At 45.8% G+C, this 20,034-nt stretch carries 22 protein-coding genes; 21 read left to right on the forward strand and 1 reads right to left on the reverse strand.

Features of this window, described 5'->3' with window-relative positions; all coding sequences use genetic code 11:
* Nucleotides 1-15 precede the first annotated feature (15 nt).
* Nucleotides 16-891: a carbohydrate ABC transporter permease gene (locus NST47_RS14490; RefSeq protein WP_341155776.1), complete on the forward strand. Its 876-nt coding sequence runs from the start codon at nucleotides 16-18 to the stop codon at nucleotides 889-891.
* A gap of 298 nt (nucleotides 892-1,189) precedes the next feature.
* Here the strand turns inward: NST47_RS14490 and NST47_RS14495 are convergent, their stop codons facing one another.
* Entirely contained in the window at nucleotides 1,190-2,758 is a 1,569-nt protein-coding gene (locus NST47_RS14495) for an IS1182 family transposase (RefSeq protein WP_341155777.1), read from the reverse strand.
* A 258-nt stretch (nucleotides 2,759-3,016) separates the two neighbouring features.
* Here NST47_RS14495 and NST47_RS14500 point away from each other — a divergent pair, with 258 nt between their 5' ends.
* From NST47_RS14500 to trpA, 20 genes are all read left to right on the forward strand, one after another.
* On the forward strand, nucleotides 3,017-3,943 hold the full coding sequence (locus NST47_RS14500; RefSeq protein WP_076227608.1) for a phosphatase PAP2 family protein: 927 nt from the start codon (nucleotides 3,017-3,019) through the stop codon (nucleotides 3,941-3,943).
* Nucleotides 3,944-4,046: 103 nt separating this feature from the next.
* Complete coding sequence (gene mtrB / locus NST47_RS14505) at nucleotides 4,047-4,274, forward strand: trp RNA-binding attenuation protein MtrB (protein ID WP_076227605.1); 228 nt, start codon at nucleotides 4,047-4,049, stop codon at nucleotides 4,272-4,274.
* Nucleotides 4,275-4,377: 103 nt separating this feature from the next.
* On the forward strand, nucleotides 4,378-4,911 hold the full coding sequence (locus NST47_RS14510; protein ID WP_341155778.1) for a hypothetical protein: 534 nt from the start codon (nucleotides 4,378-4,380) through the stop codon (nucleotides 4,909-4,911).
* Between the two features lie 83 nt (nucleotides 4,912-4,994).
* Entirely contained in the window at nucleotides 4,995-5,855 is an 861-nt protein-coding gene (locus NST47_RS14515) for a heptaprenyl diphosphate synthase component 1 (RefSeq protein ID WP_341155779.1), read from the forward strand.
* A gap of 11 nt (nucleotides 5,856-5,866) precedes the next feature.
* Nucleotides 5,867-6,586: a demethylmenaquinone methyltransferase gene (locus NST47_RS14520; RefSeq protein ID WP_076227596.1), complete on the forward strand. Its 720-nt coding sequence runs from the start codon at nucleotides 5,867-5,869 to the stop codon at nucleotides 6,584-6,586.
* Between the two features lie 25 nt (nucleotides 6,587-6,611).
* Nucleotides 6,612-7,484: a UbiA-like polyprenyltransferase gene (locus NST47_RS14525; RefSeq protein WP_341159672.1), complete on the forward strand. Its 873-nt coding sequence runs from the start codon at nucleotides 6,612-6,614 to the stop codon at nucleotides 7,482-7,484.
* Nucleotides 7,481-8,104, forward strand: a complete 624-nt coding sequence (locus NST47_RS14530; RefSeq protein WP_341155780.1) for a UbiX family flavin prenyltransferase — start codon at nucleotides 7,481-7,483, stop codon at nucleotides 8,102-8,104. Before NST47_RS14525 ends, NST47_RS14530 begins: the two co-directional genes overlap by 4 nt.
* Nucleotides 8,101-9,075, forward strand: coding sequence for a polyprenyl synthetase family protein (locus tag NST47_RS14535; RefSeq protein WP_341155781.1), 975 nt, complete (start codon nucleotides 8,101-8,103; stop codon nucleotides 9,073-9,075). The genes NST47_RS14530 and NST47_RS14535 overlap by 4 nt, the downstream gene beginning before the upstream one ends.
* A 78-nt stretch (nucleotides 9,076-9,153) precedes the next feature.
* Nucleotides 9,154-9,597: a nucleoside-diphosphate kinase gene (gene ndk / locus NST47_RS14540; protein WP_076227589.1), complete on the forward strand. Its 444-nt coding sequence runs from the start codon at nucleotides 9,154-9,156 to the stop codon at nucleotides 9,595-9,597.
* Nucleotides 9,598-9,612: 15 nt separating this feature from the next.
* The gene (locus NST47_RS14545) at nucleotides 9,613-10,392 is read left to right on the forward strand and encodes a CheR family methyltransferase (RefSeq protein WP_341155782.1); all 780 of its coding nucleotides are present in this window, start codon (nucleotides 9,613-9,615) and stop codon (nucleotides 10,390-10,392) included.
* Nucleotides 10,393-10,462: 70 nt separating this feature from the next.
* Nucleotides 10,463-10,627 (forward strand): hypothetical protein, encoded by a 165-nt coding sequence (locus NST47_RS14550; protein ID WP_341155783.1) that lies wholly within the window; start codon nucleotides 10,463-10,465, stop codon nucleotides 10,625-10,627.
* A 176-nt stretch (nucleotides 10,628-10,803) separates the two neighbouring features.
* Complete coding sequence (aroC, locus tag NST47_RS14555) at nucleotides 10,804-11,967, forward strand: chorismate synthase (RefSeq protein ID WP_076227585.1); 1,164 nt, start codon at nucleotides 10,804-10,806, stop codon at nucleotides 11,965-11,967.
* 62 nt (nucleotides 11,968-12,029) lie between these two features.
* The gene (aroB, locus tag NST47_RS14560; RefSeq protein WP_341155784.1) at nucleotides 12,030-13,124 is read left to right on the forward strand and encodes a 3-dehydroquinate synthase; all 1,095 of its coding nucleotides are present in this window, start codon (nucleotides 12,030-12,032) and stop codon (nucleotides 13,122-13,124) included.
* A gap of 3 nt (nucleotides 13,125-13,127) precedes the next feature.
* Nucleotides 13,128-13,505: a chorismate mutase gene (aroH, locus tag NST47_RS14565; protein WP_076227581.1), complete on the forward strand. Its 378-nt coding sequence runs from the start codon at nucleotides 13,128-13,130 to the stop codon at nucleotides 13,503-13,505.
* A gap of 373 nt (nucleotides 13,506-13,878) precedes the next feature.
* Nucleotides 13,879-15,420 (forward strand): anthranilate synthase component I, encoded by a 1,542-nt coding sequence (gene trpE, locus NST47_RS14570; protein ID WP_341155785.1) that lies wholly within the window; start codon nucleotides 13,879-13,881, stop codon nucleotides 15,418-15,420.
* A gap of 30 nt (nucleotides 15,421-15,450) precedes the next feature.
* Nucleotides 15,451-16,494: an anthranilate phosphoribosyltransferase gene (trpD, locus tag NST47_RS14575; protein WP_341155786.1), complete on the forward strand. Its 1,044-nt coding sequence runs from the start codon at nucleotides 15,451-15,453 to the stop codon at nucleotides 16,492-16,494.
* The gene (trpC, locus tag NST47_RS14580; protein WP_341155787.1) at nucleotides 16,481-17,281 is read left to right on the forward strand and encodes an indole-3-glycerol phosphate synthase TrpC; all 801 of its coding nucleotides are present in this window, start codon (nucleotides 16,481-16,483) and stop codon (nucleotides 17,279-17,281) included. The genes trpD and trpC overlap by 14 nt, the downstream gene beginning before the upstream one ends.
* 8 nt (nucleotides 17,282-17,289) lie before the next feature.
* The gene (locus NST47_RS14585; protein WP_341155788.1) at nucleotides 17,290-18,045 is read left to right on the forward strand and encodes a phosphoribosylanthranilate isomerase; all 756 of its coding nucleotides are present in this window, start codon (nucleotides 17,290-17,292) and stop codon (nucleotides 18,043-18,045) included.
* Nucleotides 18,026-19,231, forward strand: a complete 1,206-nt coding sequence (trpB, locus tag NST47_RS14590) for a tryptophan synthase subunit beta (protein ID WP_341155789.1) — start codon at nucleotides 18,026-18,028, stop codon at nucleotides 19,229-19,231. The genes NST47_RS14585 and trpB overlap by 20 nt, the downstream gene beginning before the upstream one ends.
* A complete protein-coding gene (gene trpA, locus NST47_RS14595) occupies nucleotides 19,218-20,030 on the forward strand; it encodes a tryptophan synthase subunit alpha (RefSeq protein WP_341155790.1) in 813 nt (270 codons plus the stop codon). The genes trpB and trpA overlap by 14 nt, the downstream gene beginning before the upstream one ends.
* Nucleotides 20,031-20,034 lie beyond the last annotated feature (4 nt).

Below are 20,034 nucleotides of genomic sequence, written 5' to 3' on the forward strand. Positions count from 1 at the left end.
CAAGGAGGAACTCTCATGAGCACTATTGTGGAGCCAAGGGCATCCTATTCCGCTTCGAAGCCTTATCGGTTGTCGGCTATAATGCGTCAAATACTGCTGTATGCCATCATCATAACGGTATCATTATCTATGATTGCTCCGTTTATATGGATGCTTTCTGCTTCTGTTAAGTCGGAGGCGGAAGTTTTTTCTTACCCTATTCAATGGATTCCAGGCATTTTTTATTGGAGTAACTATGAGAAGGTGTGGTTGAAGCTTCCGTTTTTCACTTATTATTTAAATACGATTAAAATTGCAGTTTCAACGACGATCCTGCAAGTCATTACTTGCTCGCTGGCGGCTTATGCCTTCTCCAAGGTGCGTTTTCCCGAGCGGGATAAGTTATTCTTTTTGTATATAGCTACAATGATGATCCCTTTTCAGGTAATGATGATTCCGCAATTTATGCTGATGAAGCAGCTTGGGCTGATGGATTCGCATTGGGCGTTGATTCTGCTTGGAGCTTTCAGTCCGTTTGGTGTTTTTTTGTTCCGCCAATTTTTTATATCGGTTCCAGAGGAGCTTTCAGAAGCGGCCAGAATTGACGGTTTAAGCGAATTTGGTATTTATTTACGTATAATTATGCCATTGATGAGGCCAGCTATTGCCAGCTTGACGATTTTTACGTTTATGCATGCCTGGAACGATTTTCTGGGACCACTGATTTATATTAATTCGGATCATTTGTTTACTTTGCAGCTCGGGATGCAGCATTTTCAATCTGAGCATGCGACTGAATACGGTCCATTGATGGCTGCAGCCGTATCTGCAATTGTTCCTACGATTCTGATCTACTTTTTTGCTCAAGACCATTTTGTGGAGGGTATAACTGCCGGCGCTATAAAAGGATGACCCCATATGTGGAAGACAGCTATAGAAGATGCAATGAATACAACTAAAAGCCCAGGCCGCCCTCCTGGATATGAATGTTCCGATTCACTCTGAACCCTATCGTGACAGCTCTGCCTCAGCCATCGTCTGTGGTTAAGTGAGTAGGCCTTCTAAACATTCGACCATTTTCCGCTTCATATTATATACAGATTGCACGTTTGAATCGTGTTATTCTCATCATGATAGGAGGCTGTCCCAAAAGTAACTTTTGGAACAACCTTGAGTAACTATTAAGATTAATTTTAAAAAAACGGAGGAGCTAAGCGGCCTGTTCTCGCTTAGCTCCTCCGTTTTTTGCATCTACAGCTGCCTTCTTAAGCAGATTATGGGCGAGGGAAAGCCACCCGGCCTCAAGGCTTACTTTAGGTAAGCCTCGAAGCAGAAATCTTCTAAATCCTCGGTTGTTCTTGATATCACCAAACACAGGCTCTGGTTCGATCATACGTCGAACCGCCAGCGCATAACCTTCCTCGCTGCGGAGTTTCTCACGAGCCTGATTCTTTAATCGCAAATAGTTCATGCTCACTTTGATTTCGCGATTGCCTGCGGCTTTCGTGCATTGTGCTTTCAGCGGACATCCTTCACAGCTTGCGCTTCGGTAATGATGATGCTCGATTTCGTACCCACTCTCGGTTTTCTCCGTGCTTACTCTGTGAAAAGCGAGCGTCTGCCCCGCCATGCATGTCCATGTATTTTGTTCGCTGTTATAGGTCCAGTTGTCGATTTTGCTGATGTCTTTTTGCCATGCTTTGCTTTTCTCACGGTGATACGTGCCATATTTCACAATGGCTTCGATCTCATTTTGCTCTAAATAATCGTAGTTTTCCTCGCCACCGTATCCCGCGTCGGCGATGACGGTACTTGGCAGCTTACCCAATTGCGACTTTACTTGTTCTAAATGAGGAATAAGGCAGCGCGTATCTGTCGGTCTTTGGTGCACACTATAGCTGAGAATGAATTGATTTTCGGTGCCGATCTGTACATTGTACCCTGGCTTGAGCTGACCGTTTCGCATGTGATCTTCTTTCATCCGCATGAACGTGGCGTCTGTATCCGTCTTGCTATAACTGTTCCGATTCCCTAAGATCTCTTCCTGAGATTCGTATTTTTGAAGGCGAGGAAGCAAGTCTTTTCGAAGTTGACGCACGGCTTTCTTGAGTGGCTTGTCCTTTGGCTTCTCTTGCAGTCTTTCTTCCAACTGCTTGACGGCGAGCTCTAGCTTTTCACTTGTGATTTCAGAGGATTCACCTAACTCGCAAAGGTCTCTGCCGCCATGCGTCCGCTCTTCTTGCTTTTCCGCTTCTTCGATGGTCGCAAACAAGCTGTGCACCTTCTCCTGGAGCTTTGCCTTATGCTTCACGACCGCTTTGCCCCAAACAAACGTGTACCGATTGGCGTTGGCTTCGATCTTGGTTCCATCAATAAAGTAGTGTTCCAGCTCAACGTATTTCTCGTCTGCTAGAAATTGAAGAACCGCGGTAAACACCGTTTCCAATACTTCTTTCATTCGCTCGGAACGAAAACGATTGATCGTACGGAAGTCCGGCCGTAGTCTGCCCGCGACCCACATGAACATGATGTTCTCACGTACGGCTTTGGCGATCTGGCGGGAGGAATAAATGCGCTGGGTGTAGGCGTAGATGATGACTTTGGTCAGCATTTTAGGATGATAGCTGTCGCGACCGCCTCCAGGGAAAGCCGCGTTAAAGATGGCGTCATCGAGACGATTCACCGCAGCATTCACGACGCGAACGAGGTGATGTGGAGGAATGTCTTCCTCCAAATCCATTGGCAGACAAAGTTGATCCATGGTATATTGAATGTACAAAGAAACCGTCTCCTTTTGTAAGTGGTTGGGTGGTACCTCCATTTTACCAAAGAACGGTTTCTTTTTGTGTACAAAAAAGTGAAGAGGCTATCCCTTTGTCGTTTATGACTTTGGGACAACCTCTTTTTCTGTGCATGGATTGAGAACTACCTCCTGATATGTTAAAATTTTATGAAGCAAAATAGGCTAATTTTTGATATACTTAGCCGACGGCTATTCATGTGTCATATCACTGTTGCAAAGGGGAAATACTAGACTATGTACAACCGAGCAAGGGGATGGCTCGCTTCCCTGGATTGGACCCATTATGGGATTATTGCATCAATCTATCTGATATGGCGAATCGGTGAGGGTGGAGGCTGGAGTACTGCATGCTGGATGCTGCTCCTGATATGCTTGCTGGGTGTTCGAACGGACCAGATTGATGTTGATTGGAAACGTTTTTTTGTGTTTGGATTACCCCTGCTATATTTATTCTATTATTTTTACGGTTCAGGTAACAGCTTATGGTGGAACATCGCGAACTGGATGTTTGAAAACAATCGACATCCATGGACCTGGGATGATGCGATGAACAGTATTCCACTCAACAATGCAGCCTGGATGCGCATTTATAATTCTCCTGCACTGGATCAGGCAATGGTCTGGGTGTACAACTACGGCTTTGTATTATCGCTGTGGCTTTGTATCGTTCGCAGCTTCTGGACCCGAAGCATCAAAAAGATGCTGTCCTACGCCTTGTCGGGTCACGTTTTGCAATTCCCATTGATCTTACCCTTCTACAACCTGATTATGCTGCGTGAGGTTTGGTTTGTGAAAGGCCAGCGGGATTTGCTTGGACGTGTATTTACAAGCGAGAATGAATTGCTGACCAATGTGATGAATTGTTTTCCGAGTATGCATACATCCATCTCCTTTGCTATGCTGCTGCTGGCCCTTCGTGAGAAGGATCGGATTTTCAAATATATGATGGTCACTTATTGTTCATTGATTATTATATCGACCATGTATTTGCAAATTCACTGGGTTCTGGACGTATTTGCGGGTATGGCCTTTGCATATGGAACTGTCAAGCTGGCAGATTTACTAATTCGCATATGCTCAGACAGGCTGCCAGAATGGTTAAAAGGCTATTACAACAAAAAACAGAAAAAGAAATATCCCGATACGACGATGGTTGCCTGATGGTGGCCATTTTTCTTGTCTGAATGTCATTAAAGAGTTGACATTATCGTTGATTTTCTGCATCATACTAGTAAGTAAGCATGGACAGGAAGGAAGATTACAAATGGATGACAAGCAAAGTCAGGAAGAATATTTTGTTGTTAAAGCCAAGGAGAACGGCGTACAGGTTATCGGCTTGACACGTGGACAGGATACGAAGTTTCACCATACCGAAAAGCTGGATAAAGGCGAGATCATGATCGCCCAGTTTACTGCTCATACCTCGGCTGTGAAGATCAGAGGCAAAGCCGTAGTGATGACGAAGCACGGTGTTATGGATACAGAGGAATAATTTTTCTTGGATCCTGCAGGCATAGCCTGCTTTTTTTTGTTGTACAATGATAAGAGCAGAATAGTCGCTCTGCGCGCCCGAATGAAGACTAGGGGGTTGTACAATGAAATGGTTGATTCGACTGCTTGCCACTTCGATCTTGACCGTCTGTGTCGTGCTGTCAATTTCATTATTGCCACAGTTGGAAAACGATTGGGATTCACCAGTTTTCAGCTTGGTAAGAGCAGAGCCTTTAACGGAATTAAACGTTGTGGATGTTATGAGCAAATTACAGCTTCACTTGCGCATACGCAAGGTTGAGGTCAGTCATGCTATCGTATCGGTTGACCTGTTGGCTTCTCCGTCATCAGACAGGCTAGAGGTTCTTAAGGATGTAAGCGGAATCCCGCCATTATTGTTCAGCCATTCTTCCAACATTAATCAAGTTCTGGTTCGAGTTTTGGATGGTTCCAAGCAGGCTGGTGGCAGTACTTCATTACTTATAGCGGCAGATGCGCGACGTGAGAAAATGGTTAGAACGGATTACAGGCTGGAGACGAAGACTGCAGAGGAAATGGAGCAATATTTGCAGTCCCATTATCGTATGACCTTTACGCCTAACTGGCGAGAGAAATTTGAAGCAAAAAGTTCAAATTGATATTGTGCGTCAACACTTTGATTGTGCTATAATAGTTTGGATTATGATCAAGAGATGTTCTTGTACCGGTTCGGAGGCTAATGATGAATTGTTATCGGATACCAGAGATGGCCCAAAAATATATAGATTATGACATGATACAGAAATACACGGAACTCCCGGATTTCCCCGAATTTCGAACAAGGATTCTATATGCATTTCTCAATAGAAATAGTCAATTACATGATTACAGCGAACTGTTCAGTCTGGTAACGAGTCTGGTTCAGTTGGGACTCGACACTCATGATACAGTCAGCATTACGAATCAGGCCAAGGATATGAAGTCAGCCAGATCAAGACAAATCAAGGTGCTGGCAGGTGATTATTTCAGTGCCCGGTTCTACTTTCTGCTCGCAGAGGCTGGACACATTGCTATGATAGGAACACTTTCTGATGCTATTTGTGAAGCAAACCGCTTAAAAATCGTTTTTTATCAAACGTTAAAAAGCGTGAGCCTAACCTCGGAAGAGTATGTAGCTCAATCAGTAGAAATCAGATCGCGGATTTATAAAGCCTTTTCTCAGTTCATGGAAGGATCGCTCTATAAGGTTTGGCCAGAAATATTGCGGTTATTCACATTATGTGAGCTGCTGCTTCAGGAAATAGGCAAGCCGGAGAAACAGCAGCAGCCGGACAGCTGGAGCTTTGGGTATATGCTGCAGCAGATTTCCAAAGAAGAGCGCAGGAACATGCAGCTAGAGGAACCTGACCCAGGTAAAATACGTGCCATATGGATGAAGTACAAAATATCATCACAGTTATATCAACTGCTAGAAACAACGACACGTCAGCTGCAGGACAAGCTGCGAGCACTCGAAAGCAAAGAGTTGAGTGAAGAGCTCATGTTGATAGGAGAGCCGTTTGATCGCTACCTGTCGACTCCAAAAGTATTGGAAGAAATTTGAGGTGAACCGAAGTGCAGTCCAAATCTAAAGAAGAATTTGTTCATTCTGTCTTTGAAAGTATAGCTCCCAAATATGATCTCATGAATGACATTCTCAGCTTCCGCAGACACAAGGCATGGCGGAATTTTACAATGAAGAAGATGAATATGCAGCCGGGCAGTACGGCTATTGATCTGTGCTGTGGGACCTGTGATTGGACGATCAGCATGGCTAAAGCAAGTGGTACCGGGGATATGGTCGGTCTTGATTTTAGTCAGAATATGCTCGATTATGGCGCGGTCAAAATTCGCGAAGGCGGATTGGACAAGCAGATTAAGCTGGTACAAGGCAACGCCATGAAGCTGCCATACGAGGATAATACCTTTGACTACGCGACAATCGGATTCGCTCTGCGCAATGTGCCTGATCTTGTGAAGGTGATCGAGGAAATGCAGCGTGTGGTTAAGCCTGGTGGATGGGTCGTTTCCTTAGAATTATCCAAGCCTACCTGGCAGCCCTTCAAAGGGATATACTATTTTTATTTCCAAACTATACTACCTTTACTGGGTAAATTAATTGCCAAAAGCTATGAGCAGTATAAGTGGCTGCCGGAATCCTTGATAAACTTCCCTGATCATAAGCAGCTTGCCGAAATTTTCAAAACAACAGGGTTGACTCAAGTCCAGGCGTATCCGCTAACCGGAGGCATCGCAGCACTTCATATCGGCATCAAGAGGCAGGCGGCGGAATGAGAAACGGGAGTGGTGGATTTAGATGCTGTTGAAAAAGACGAAGATTTTTTTGGAAATGATCAAAATTGAGCACACGCTTTTTGCACTGCCATTCGCATTTATGGGAGCCATATTGGGCTCTATTGTCATGACGAACCATTTGCCGGGTTGGGCCGCAATTGGGTGGGTCATTCTGGCAATGATAGGCGCTCGCAGCGCGGCCATGGGTTTAAACCGGGTTATCGACAAGGTATTTGATGCCAAGAACCCGAGGACGGCTGCCAGAGCGATTCCTGCCGGATTGATTTCCTCGAAAGAAGCTATCATTTTTATTGTGATTTCATTCACACTGTTATTTTGGGCAGCCTCTAATTTAAGCCCGCTTTCCATGAAGCTGCTGCCTATTGCGGTCTTTTTTCTTGTGTTATATTCGTATACAAAACGCTTCACCTGGGCTTGTCACTTAATCCTTGGTTTAACGCTTGGACTAGCTCCACTTGGAGGCTGGGTCGCGGTGACGAACGATATCTCACTGCCGGCTATCATTTTTTATGTGTCGGTTTCCTTCTGGACAGCAGGGTTTGATGTCATCTATGCATGTCAGGATACAGAGTTTGACAAGAACGAAGGACTGCATTCGATACCACAACGATTTGGTGTTGCAAAGGCGTTAAAAATTGCCCGTTGGTTCCATCTGGTTACAGCTATCGGATTCATTGTCTTATTTTATTTAACAGATTTGAGCTGGCTCTATTTGATCGGTATTCTTATCGCGAACCTGTTATTGTTTTACCAACATAAGATTGTTACACCTACGAATTTAAGCCGCGTGAACATGGCCTTCTTTACCTTAAACAGTACATTAAGCTCAGTCGTATTCATTTTTTCCCTGGCAGACTTGGTGGTGCTCCATAAATGAGTCGACCTTGGGTAATTGGTATAACCGGAGCTAGTGGAGCAGCTTATGGTGCACGTTTGTGCACCTATTTGCTCTCTATAGGAATGGAGCTGCATGTGCTGGTTACAGATGCCGGCTGGCGGGTATTAAAGGAAGAGCTGGGGTGGGACTCTAGCAACAGAAAGGCAACGCTTCAACAACATTTTGGTTCTCAACCAGGAAGCTTTCATTATCATCCGATTCAAGATATCGGGGCCAGCACGGCAAGCGGCTCATTTCGGACGGCTGGGATGGTAGTTGTTCCTTGTTCAATGGGAACTTTGTCAAGTATTGCAAACGGTACCTCGGATAATTTGCTGGAGCGGACGGCTGATGTGATGCTGAAGGAAGGCAGGCCGCTAATCATCGTTCCTCGCGAAACTCCATTGCATGCGATACATCTTGAAAATATGCTTAAGCTGTCCCGAATGGGCGTCCGAATGATTCCGGCCATGCCGGCATTTTATCAAGGACCTCAGACGATAGCTGACATGATTGATTTTGTTGTAGGTAAAGTGTTGGATGCGATGCAGGTGGAGCATGAACTGTTCAAAAGATGGGGTTCACAGGGAGATAAATCTGTGACGCAGGTGACGGAATGAAACTGATCGAATTGTACGCCAAAATGAAAAAGGATATTACTTATATCGAAAAAGAGCTGGAGCGCAGTATCGACAGTGAGCATGCACTGCTTCGTGAGGCTTCGCTTCATTTATTAAAGGCGGGCGGCAAAAGAATCCGGCCTGTTTTCGTTCTGCTCGGGGCCAAGTTTGGCCATTACGATCTGGAACAGATCAAGCATATCGCGGTTCCTTTGGAATTGATTCATATGGCCTCATTGGTTCATGATGATGTGATTGACGATGCTTCGACACGCAGAGGTCAAAAGACCGTCAGATCCAAATGGGACAATCGGATTGCTATGCATACCGGAGATTACATATTTGCCAAGGCTTTAACGGTTGTTACCAAGCTGCCGAATGCAACCATTCATCAGATTATGTCGAAGGCGATCGTTGAGATGAGTATCGGTGAAATGGAGCAAATTCGCTTCTTTTTCAACACCGAGCAAACGTTACGGGACTATTTGCTGCGAATAAAGCGTAAAACAGCCCTGCTGATTGCGATAAGCTGCCAGTTAGGTGCGATTACAGCCGGTGCTGAGGACGATTTGTCCATGCGGTTGTATCGATTTGGTTACAATGTTGGAATGGCTTTTCAGATTCGTGATGATTTACTCGATTTGTGCGGCTCTGAGAGGGAGATTGGTAAACCGCCTGGCAGCGATATTCGTCAGGGGAATATTACGGTACCGATCATTTTTGCTTTGCAGCAGCCTGAGCTCAGGGATGTATTATTAGAACAAATGCAGCAGATCAAGGAAGCTGACGGTCAAACGGATATTAGTGCGTTTATCAAGCTGATCCGCAGCAGTGAGGGTATTCGTCGGTCAGAGCAGCTGGCTTCAAGTTATATTGATAAAGCGATAGCAGCTCTTGAGGGCTTGCCGGACATCCAGGCCAAGAAGGATTTTGTCGGTGTAGCTCATTTTATAGGAAATCGTTCGTATTAAAATGTTAGCTTTTGCCATGGAATGGTTATCATAATACAATAACTATGTTATATTGGGATTTAAAAGGAGGATGGGAATATGGAACGCAGCTTTTTGATGGTAAAGCCGGATGGCGTGCAGCGTGGTGTGATTGGTGAGATTGTAAAACGGTTTGAACAGAAAGGCTTCCAGTTGATTGGGGCCAAGCTGATTCAAATGTCGAAGGAGCAAGCAGAACTTCACTATGTGGAGCATACAGGTAAAGATTTTTTTGAAAGGCTCGTTTCTTTCATTACCTCAGGTCCGGTGTTTGCAATGGTCTGGGAAGGCGATCAAATTATCGCATTATCCAGAACTATGATTGGTAAAACAAGCGCTGTAGATGCTGCGCCCGGGACCATCCGTGGGGATTATGCGATACATACCAATTTTAATTTAATACATGGTTCGGATTCTCCTGAGAGTGCTGAGCGGGAGATCAATAACTTTTTTACTGAACAAGAATTAGTGAGATACACCAAGTCTATACAAACGTGGATTTAGGGTGGGATGTTGGCAATGGAGGATCAGGATTTTTTGCTATTTGTAAAAAAGGTCAAGGATTACACGTCGATCGATTTGGCTCAGTATAAGGAAGCTCAGATGAAGCGGCGGTTGACCACATTAAGAACCAAAAAAGGTTATACTACGTTTGTTGCCTTTTTTGAAGCGATGACCAAGGATAAGGATCTGTTCTACGAGTTTTTGGATCGCATGACGATCAACGTATCAGAGTTCTGGCGCAACCCGAATCGATGGGAAGTGCTGGAACGTGTTTTTATACCGGATATGCTTCGCAAAAACCGTAAGCTCAAATGCTGGAGCGCAGCCTGTTCCACAGGGGAAGAGCCTTATACGTTGGCAATGATTTTGGCCAAGCTGAATGCCTTGAATGATACCCATCTGCTCGCTACGGATATTGATGACGGTGCCTTGGCCAAAGCCAAGAATGGTGTGTATTCAGACCGTTCAATCCGGGATGTTCCTCAGGCTTACCTCGATAAATATTATAAAAAAGAAAATTTGACTTATTTGGTGAGCGATGAGTTGAAAAAGGGTATCCGTTTTCAGAAGCAAAATTTATTGACGGATAAATTCGATAACCAATTTGATCTGATTATTTGCCGTAACGTGATGATCTATTTCACTGAAGAAGCAAAGCATCTGTTGTATCAAAAATTTGCGGATTCTCTTAAGCCGGGCGGCGTTTTGTTTGTAGGCAGCACGGAGCAAATTTTTTCACCGGGTCAATACAAGCTGGAGCCGGCTGAAACTTTTTTTTATCGCAAGAAAGAGTAATCATACATGTATAAACTTTTCCAGTCTTGCCCATACTAAGGAGTAATTAGTTAACTCTTAGGAGGGTCAAATGGACAAAAGGAAGGTTATCATGGCTTACCGCAAGGGCTTTATTACCATGCAGGAATGTGCACAGATTCTCGGAATTGACTCTATGCAGATTTTAGGTTTTGTGGATGCGCCCGACCAGATCGTACATGCGGAACCATACATCAAACAATCGATCCATATATGATTTTGATCTTGCACCATTCATAAGAGTAGGAAAGAAGCGTAACCTCGGCTTTCATGCCGCTGCTGCGCTTCTTTTTTTGTATACACGTTTCTTGTCAAACTGTGAAGCCTATACTATAATTAGCAAAGGAATCGGGTACATACCTACGGAAGAGAATGTCGGAAGGGGATAAACAAGTGAGATATTTAACAGCAGGCGAAACGCACGGACCACAGTTGACTGCAATTATCGAAGGCTTTCCAAGTAATGTCACGATTGACTTCGAAAAGGTGAACTTTCAACTGGGCCGCCGTCAAAAGGGCCATGGTCGCGGACGCCGGATGCAAATTGAGAAGGATACCGCAAGTATTGTTGGCGGTGTAAGACATGGTAAAACAACGGGGGCGCCAATAGCGCTTGTGGTTGAGAATAATGACTGGAAACACTGGACTTCAGTGATGAACATTGAACCGATTGAAGGCAATGACGAGTCCAAACGAAGAGTTAACCGTCCACGTCCGGGTCATGCAGATCTTAACGGCGGTTTGAAATATAATCAAAAGGATCTACGTAATATTTTGGAGCGTTCGAGTGCGCGTGAAACAACGATGCGTGTCGCAACAGGTGCTGTAGCTCGTCAACTATTAGAAGCATTCGGAATAAAGGTAGCCGTACAAGTTATCCGTATTGGCGATGTTGAAGTGAAGCGTCAGGATTTGCCGATTGATGAGCTGATCCGTATTACTGAGGAATCTCCGGTACGTGTCGTTGATAAAGAAGCAGAAGCTCTTATGATCGCAGCGATTGATGCTGCCAAAGAAGATGGGGACACACTTGGCGGTATTGTGGAGTGCATTATTGAAGGTGTACCCGTTGGATTAGGCAGTCATGTCCAGTGGGATCGCAAGCTGGATGGCCGCATAGCTCAAGCTGTACTATCCATACAAGCGTTCAAAGGCTGTGAGATTGGTATCGGTTTCGAGGCTGCCAAGCTCAGAGGCTCCAAGGTTCATGATGAAATTATGCATAGTGAAGATCGCGGCTTTTATCGCGCATCGAATCGTGCAGGAGGCTTTGAAGGTGGGATGACGACAGGCGAGCCAATCGTGGTGCGCGGCGTAATGAAGCCTATCTCAACCTTGTACAAAGCTTTGCAAAGTGTTGACATCGACACCAAGGAGCCGTTTACAGCTCAAGTAGAGCGTTCCGATACGTGTGCGGTACCAGCGGCGGGTGTTATTATGGAGAATATTGTCGCCTGGGAAGTAGCTAATGCATTTCTTGACAAATTCGGTGGCGATTCCTTGGAAGAAATTCGCAGCAACTATAACAGCTACCTGGAGCAGATCAAGAACTACTAATTCTGACTGTTGCAGCTATCAGGTACACGTAAATAGTCATGCAGATGGGAGCGTTGAAACGAATGAGAGAGCTAAAGGTTGATTTGGGTGAGCGTTCCTACCCTATTTACATCGGACAAGGCATCATTGAACAAATCGCAGATTTATTCAGCAAACACGGGATCAGCAAAGGCTCGCCAATGCTTGTCGTTACCGATGATCATGTGGCCAAGCATCATTTGCCACAGGTGATCAGCCGATTGGAGACAGCGGGTTTTAAACCCATCTCCTATACGGTCGCTTTTGGTGAGAAATCCAAGTCACTAAGCGTTCTGGAGGATATTATTGGCGTGGCCCTACAGGCCGGGTTGGACCGTAAATCAGCCGTTGTCGCTTTAGGCGGCGGTGTGGTTGGAGATTTGGCTGGTTTTGTGGCTGCGAGTTATATGCGCGGAGTAAAATTCGTGCAAATTCCGACTACGATCCTAGCACATGACAGTAGTGTGGGCGGTAAGGTTGCAGTTAATCACCCACTGGCCAAAAATACGATCGGAGCGTTTCATCAGCCGGAACTCGTGCTCTACGACACTTCGACCTTGCAGACCTTGCCAGATCGTGATGTCCGTGCCGGACTGTCCGAAATGATCAAGCATGGATTGATATGGGACGCCGGATTTACGGCATGGTTGGAAGAAAACGCACAAAAGCTGGTACAGCTTGACGCTGAGGCTTTGGAATATGGCTTATACGAAGGCTGTAAAGTGAAAACAATCGTCGTCTCCAAGGATGAAAAAGAGCATGGGTTGCGTGCGATCCTGAATCTTGGGCATACGATCGGCCATGCACTTGAAGCGACAGCCGGGTACAATGAACTGCTGCATGGAGAAGCGATTTCAATTGGGATGGTAGGTTCAGCCAAGGTAGCTGTTCGTCTGGGCTATTCAGAGGAAATCTACACGACAACAAAACGCATTTTGCAAGCATTTGGTTTACCAACAAGTATACCCGAGCATCTGGATACCGATGCGATTATGAGTGCTATGATGCATGACAAGAAATTTGATGAGGGCAATATCGTCTTCATCGTACCAACCGAAATTGGTAAGGTGGAGATTAACAAGAATGTGTCCGCGGCTTTGGTGAGAGATGTCGTGGAACAGCTGAAACGGGAGGTATAGCTCATGTTTGTTCGGGGAATTCGCGGTGCGACAACAGTAGAAAATAATGAAGAAAATGAAATTTTAGCGGCGACAACAGAAATGTTGAATCATATTATTGCCGAGAATGGTATCGTACCGGATGAAATAGCCAGTGTATTTGTAACGGTAACGACCGATTTAACAGCGACTTTCCCTGCGCGTGCCATTCGTGCAATGGAAGGCTGGGAGCTCGTACCGCTGATGTGTTCATTGGAGGTTCCGGTTATCGGCAGTCTTCCATTATGCATCCGCTTGATGGTTATGGTGAACACCGAGAAGAGACAGGACGAGATCGTTCATATTTATTTGAAGGAAGCTATGCGCCTTCGTCCCGATTTATCCAAATTGACAAAATCATAATACAAATAGTATAGTATGGGTAGCAAGTAGCAATACCAGACGAGTAGAGTAGAGTGAGTAGTTGAGCAGAGTTGAGATGAGCCGAGTGTAACACCGAATACCGTACAGGTGCTTGTTTGTGTGCGTGTATAGCTGCTTCTGCTGTAAGATTAGCAGTGCTGTTTCGGTATGGTTAATATCATCTGCGATACCCACCTCTACTTGACGTAGAGGTTTTTTGTTTTTTTATAATATCAGAATTTTTAAGTTTTCAGCGGAGCTGAATATTCTGATATTGCAAGAAAAGCTGCATTTAAAACACGGATGTAGCTCCACCGAATAGGCTTCGATCAGAAGCTTTTCTTATATGAGATGAGCAGAGGAGTGATCGTACATGTACACACCAGAACTAAAGGAAGTTATCAGCCTATCCAAGCAATATAATTTGGTCCCGATCGTTCGTACATTAATGGCGGACACGGAAACGCCGATACGTGTATTTCAACATTTTTATCATGAAAAACGCGCCTTTTTGTTGGAAAGTGTGGAGGGCGGCATTAAATGGGCCCGCTATTCTTTTATTGGAACAGATCCCTTCATGATGATAACTGCTAAAAATGGCGTGACCGAGGTTGAAACACAATCGGAGAAAAAGCATACCATTGAAAAGCCAATTGATGTGCTGAAAGCATATCTTCGTTATTACAAAAGTCCGGCATTACCTGATTTGCCAAGGTTTACAGGAGGAGCAGTTGGTTTCTTCGGATACGATCTGATGCAGTATTATGAAAAGCTGCCTGCTCACAAGGTGGATGACCTGCAGATGAATGATATTCAATTTATGTTCTGTGACCAGGTCATTGTGTTCGATCATTTCAAACAGCAGCTTAAAATTATTGCTAATGTGCACATTCCACAGCAAGGAACGGATGCTGATATTGCAGCGGCCTATGAGGCAACGATTGCCAAGATCGAAGAAACGATAGAGCGTCTCAGACGTCCTTTACCAGGTCTTACTTTATCGCAGCAGTCTATCCCAACAGATGTGGAGCTGGGTGAAGTCAAATCGAATTTGACCAAGGAGCAATATATAGCCAATGTAGAGCAGGCAAAGGAATACATTCGTGCGGGAGATATTTTTCAGGTGGTGCTTTCGCAGCGTTTTGAAATCGAGACCGATGTATCCCCGCTGCATGTATACCGGATCCTGCGGACGTTGAATCCTTCACCCTACATGTATTGCCTCAAGATGGACGACGAAGTGATCGTTGGAACATCGCCTGAGCTGCTTGTTCGTGTAGAAGACGAGAAGGTCGAAACGCGTCCGATAGCTGGAACCAGACCAAGAGGGAAAACATCGGAGCAGGACAATGCTTATGAAGCAGAGCTGCTTGCGGATGAAAAAGAACGTGCCGAGCACTTGATGCTCGTAGACCTGGGACGTAATGATATTGGCCGTGTGGCTGAGTTTGGCTCCGTTCATTGTGATACATTCATGCAAATAGAGAAGTACTCGCACGTGATGCACATCGTTTCCAACGTATCAGGTAAAATTGCCAAGGATAAGGACTTTTTTGATGCATTCCTGTCGTGTTTACCGGCAGGTACTGTGTCTGGTGCGCCGAAGCTGCGGGCGATGGAAATTATAGCCGAGGTTGAGAATGAATCACGTGGCGCTTATGCCGGTGCTATTGGATATCTTGGTTTTTCAGGAAATCTGGATACGTGTATTACAATTCGTACGATTATTTTCAAAAATGGCAAGGCCTACGTACAAGCTGGAGCAGGCATCGTATGGGATTCGGTTCCAGAAAGCGAATATCAGGAGACCATTAATAAAGCAACGGGTATGCTCAAATCGATCCGTACTGCGGAAATCGTGTTTGCCCAAAAGCCGCTGGCACCTTCCGTCATTAACCATGATTATTACCAATAATTCATATCTATAAGAAAGGAAGTTACGGCTATGGATTCTACAATTACGGTTCAACAGGCGATACAGAAGGTGCTTGACTCCGGGCATTTGACAAGATCAGAGGCATCGGCGGTGATGACAGATATTATGGATGGCAGGGCAACACAGGCACAGATAGGTGGGCTCCTTACAGTTCTTCGGATGAAGGGCGAGACCATTGAGGAGATCACCGGATTTGCCGAGGCCATGCGCTCCAAAGCAAACCATGTATTGACGGAGCAAAGTCAATTGCTGGATACCTGCGGGACAGGTGGAGATGGTGCGGATACCTTTAACATATCGACGACTGCAGCGATCGTTGCAGCGGCTGGTGGCGTCAGGGTAGCCAAGCATGGGAATCGTGCCATGTCGAGCAAAAGCGGCAGCGCCGACGTATTGGAAGCTCTCGGTGTCAATATTACACTGGATCCTCTGCAGGCAGCACAATGTCTGGAACAGGTGGGCATATGTTTCATGTTCGCTCAGCTGTATCACCAATCGATGAAGCATGCAGCGGCTCCACGTAAGGAGCTTGGCGTCAGGACAGTATTTAATTTGCTCGGGCCTCTGACCAATCCGGCAGGTGCAGATCGTCAGGTGCTTGGCATATTCGATCGTGGCAAGACTGAAACGATGGCTCATGTAATGCAGGCGCTGAATGTTAAGAGAGCCTTAGTCGTTGCCAGCTACGACGGGCTGGATGAAATTAGTATCTCTGATACTACTCAACTGACTGAGCTCAGAAATGGCGATATTACCACTTATGAAATTACTCCCGATTTACTAGGGCTGAGAAGCTATAGTCTAAAGGAAGTGATTGGCGGCGATGCGGTGACGAATGCGGAGATCGTTCGCGATATTTTCCAGGGCTCGCCTGGTGCTTGTCGTGATATCGTCCTAGCCAATGCTGCGGCTTGCTTCTATGTAACAGGAAAATGCGCTACACTGCAAGAGGGCGTCAAATATGCAGCCCATGTGATCGATTCCGGACAGGCGGCTTCCAAGCTGCAGCAACTAGTCCAATGTACAGGAGAGCTAAGTCATGTTTCTAGATAAAATTGTTGCGACCAAACATAAAGAGATTGCTCTATTGAAAGAAAACCAAACCATCGCAGGCATGGAAAAGCAAATTGCTTTGCTTCCTTCGTGCCTTGGGTTTGAACGTGCATTAACTACAAACCGCAAGCGCTCAATGGGACTCATAGCTGAAGTGAAAAAGGCTTCACCTTCCAAAGGCTTGATCCGTGCTGATTTTGAGCCTGTACAGCTTGCACAAGCCTATGTCAATGCAGGAACGGATTGTATCTCTGTATTGACGGATGTTGAATATTTTCAAGGCTCGAATGAATACCTGCAGGCGGTGCGTGCAGCTGTACAAGTACCGATTTTACGTAAAGATTTTACCATTGATATACACCAAATTTATGAAGCACGCGTGATAGGTGCGGATGCGATTTTATTGATTGCTGCTATTCTGACGACCGAGCAGATGCGGGAATTTTCCCGGACGGCCAAAGCAATCGGCTTGGATGTGCTAGTAGAGGTTCATGATCAGGCGGAGCTTGACCGTGTGCTGGAGTTGGATGTATCGTTAATTGGCATTAACAATCGCAACCTGCAAACCTTTGTCACAGATTTGAAAACGACAGAGCAGCTTATAGCCCACATTCCTGCTGGTGTGACGGTTGTAAGCGAAAGCGGCATCTCGCTGTCCTCCGAAGTCGCTTATCTTCAATCGGTTGGTGCTGAAGCTCTACTTATTGGGGAGCATTTCATGCGTCAGCCAAGCGTTGAGCAGGGTGTACACGATTTAATGGGTGTATTTGCAATGAAAGGGCAGTGAGGCAAGCGATGAGCAGTGTTAAAATATGCGGGCTGCAGCAGCCGGAGATGGTGCGCTCCCTTCTCCATTTGCCTATAGATTATATTGGTTTTTTATTTGCCAAGAGCAAACGGCAAGTTACGTCGAAGCAAGCTGCTGAGATGATTGAGGTGCTTGCGGAGCAGCGTTCGGCAGGCAGAAGTCATCCTTTGTCAGTGGGAGTTTTTGTGAATCCTTCTCAGTCGGAGCTGACTTCGATCATGCAGGAGGCCCCTCTGGATGTCATTCAATTTCACGGTCAGGAAAGCCCTGAGCAGTGCCAGTGGGTCAAAGATACGTTCCCGGGTGTACAGGTTTGGAAGGTTGTATCTGTAGTTCAAGGTTATCCATCGCACAGTGATAATGCGTTAGCGGCTGAGGCGAACGGTCAATCTGGTGTGCCTACAGCTGAAGAGTTGAATCATGTAGATGCCTTGTTAACCCCCTATAAGTATGTAGTGGACGCAATTCTTTTGGATACATTCGATCCTGAATATGGCGGCGGCTCGGGTAAAACCTTCGCATGGGAGGCAATTACTGCTTATCAGGCATGGTGCAGTGCGGTTAACCTGCGTCTCTTTGTAGCGGGGGGGCTTCTGCCGGACAATGTAGGTGAGCTTCTCGATACGTATGCCCCGGATGGTGTGGACGTATCAAGTGGTGTGGAGACAGATGGAGTTAAGGATTTGGATAAAATTACACGTTTTGTGGAAAGGGTGAAGCATCGTGATACAAGTGCCGGATGAGCAAGGAAGGTTCGGAAAGTTTGGAGGACGTTATGTTCCAGAAACATTGATGAACGCTCTGATTGAATTGGAGACAGCCTATAAAAGCTTTGTGAAGGAAGACAAATTTCAACAAGAGCTGAACCATTTTTTACACCAATATTCGGGTAGACCGACCTCTTTATTTTATGCGGAGCGATTGTCGGCTCATTTGGGTGGGGCCAAGATTTATTTGAAGCGTGAGGATTTGAACCATACAGGTGCTCATAAAATTAACAATGCTTTGGGACAAGGGTTGCTTGCTAAATGGATGGGCAAAAAGAAACTGATCGCCGAAACCGGTGCAGGACAGCATGGCGTGGCTACAGCGACTGTGGCAGCTTTACTTGGTTATGAATGTAAAGTGTTCATGGGCGAAGAAGATATGAAACGTCAGCAGCTGAATGTATTCCGAATGAATCTGCTGGGTACGGAAGTTGTTCCGGTCGTATCAGGTACTCGTACACTGAAGGATGCATGCAACGAAACATTGCGTTATTGGGTCAGTCATGTTGACGATACGTTCTACATTCTTGGTTCGGCGACAGGTCCGCATCCATATCCAATGATGGTTCGCGATTTTCAACGCATTATCGGAGATGAGTCCCGCAGACAGATTCTGGAGCAGGAAGGCAGACTACCGGATACGATCATTGCAGCAGTTGGTGGAGGCAGCAATGCAATTGGTATCTTTTACCCATTCATTGGAGATACAACTGTCCGCTTGATTGGTGCTGAAGCAGCGGGTAAAGGGATTGACACGAAGCTGCATGCGGCAACAATGACGAAGGGCAGTCATGGTGTGTTCCAAGGCTCGATGAGTTACTTGCTGCAGGACCAATTCGGGCAGATTCAAGAAGCACATTCAATCTCGGCAGGTCTGGATTATCCGGGAATTGGTCCGGAGCACGCTTACTTAAAGGATTCCAATCGTGCTGAGTACTATCCGATTACAGATCAGGAAGCACTGGATGCGCTGCAGCTGCTCAGCCGCACGGAGGGGATTATTCCTGCACTGGAAAGCGCGCATGCGATTGCCCAAACGATGAAGGTTGCGCCTACGATGGGCAAGGACGAGATCATTATCGTCAGTTTGTCAGGTCGCGGAGATAAGGATGTAGAAGCGATTATGAAGTATTTGGGAGGTGACGCTAATGAATCGCATTGATCGTAAATTTGCCGAGCTAAAGGAGCAGCAGAAGCCTGCTTTTATCCCATTTCTAACGATTGGGGATCCAGACGTGAGAACCTCAATCGATATCATTAAACAATTGGAGCAATCCGGAGCAAGCATTGTGGAGTTGGGAGTTCCCTATTCGGATCCGCTCGCAGATGGTCCGGTCATTCAGCGTTCGTCACAACGTGCATTAGGCAGCCATCAAATATCGATCAGAGATTGTATTGAAGCTGCACGCGTGGCTAGAAGCGAAGGCTGCGAATTGCCTTTCATTCTGTTTACTTACTATAATCCAGTGCTGCAGCTGGGCTTGGACAAGATATTCCCGCTGCTGCAGGAAAGCGATATTAGCGGCCTCATTATTCCGGATCTGCCTATGGAGGAGGATCAGGAGGTACAGACATTGGCCAAAGCCCATGGGATTCATCTTATCCCGTTGGTAGCACCAACTTCCAAGGAACGCATTGAGCGGATTGTCACCCGTGCATCGGGTTTTGTATATTGTGTATCTTCACTTGGTGTGACAGGAACGAGAACCCAATTCCATAGTGGAATTGATCAGTTTATCGAGACAGTACGAGCTGCTACGACACTACCGATTGCGGTAGGCTTCGGTATTTCCACTCACGAACAATTTGCCAAATTTGCGCAAAGCTGTGATGGTATTGTTGTCGGCAGTGCGCTGGTGCGTCAGGTTGAAGAAGTGCTGCCTTTATTTGCAGATTCAGCGACTCGACCGCAAGCTTTGCAGCAGATTGATGATTTTGTGAGTAAATTAATAGGGTCGTAATGAT

Source organism: Paenibacillus sp. FSL H8-0034, assembly GCF_038000305.1.
GTDB lineage: Bacteria > Bacillota > Bacilli > Paenibacillales > NBRC-103111 > Paenibacillus_S.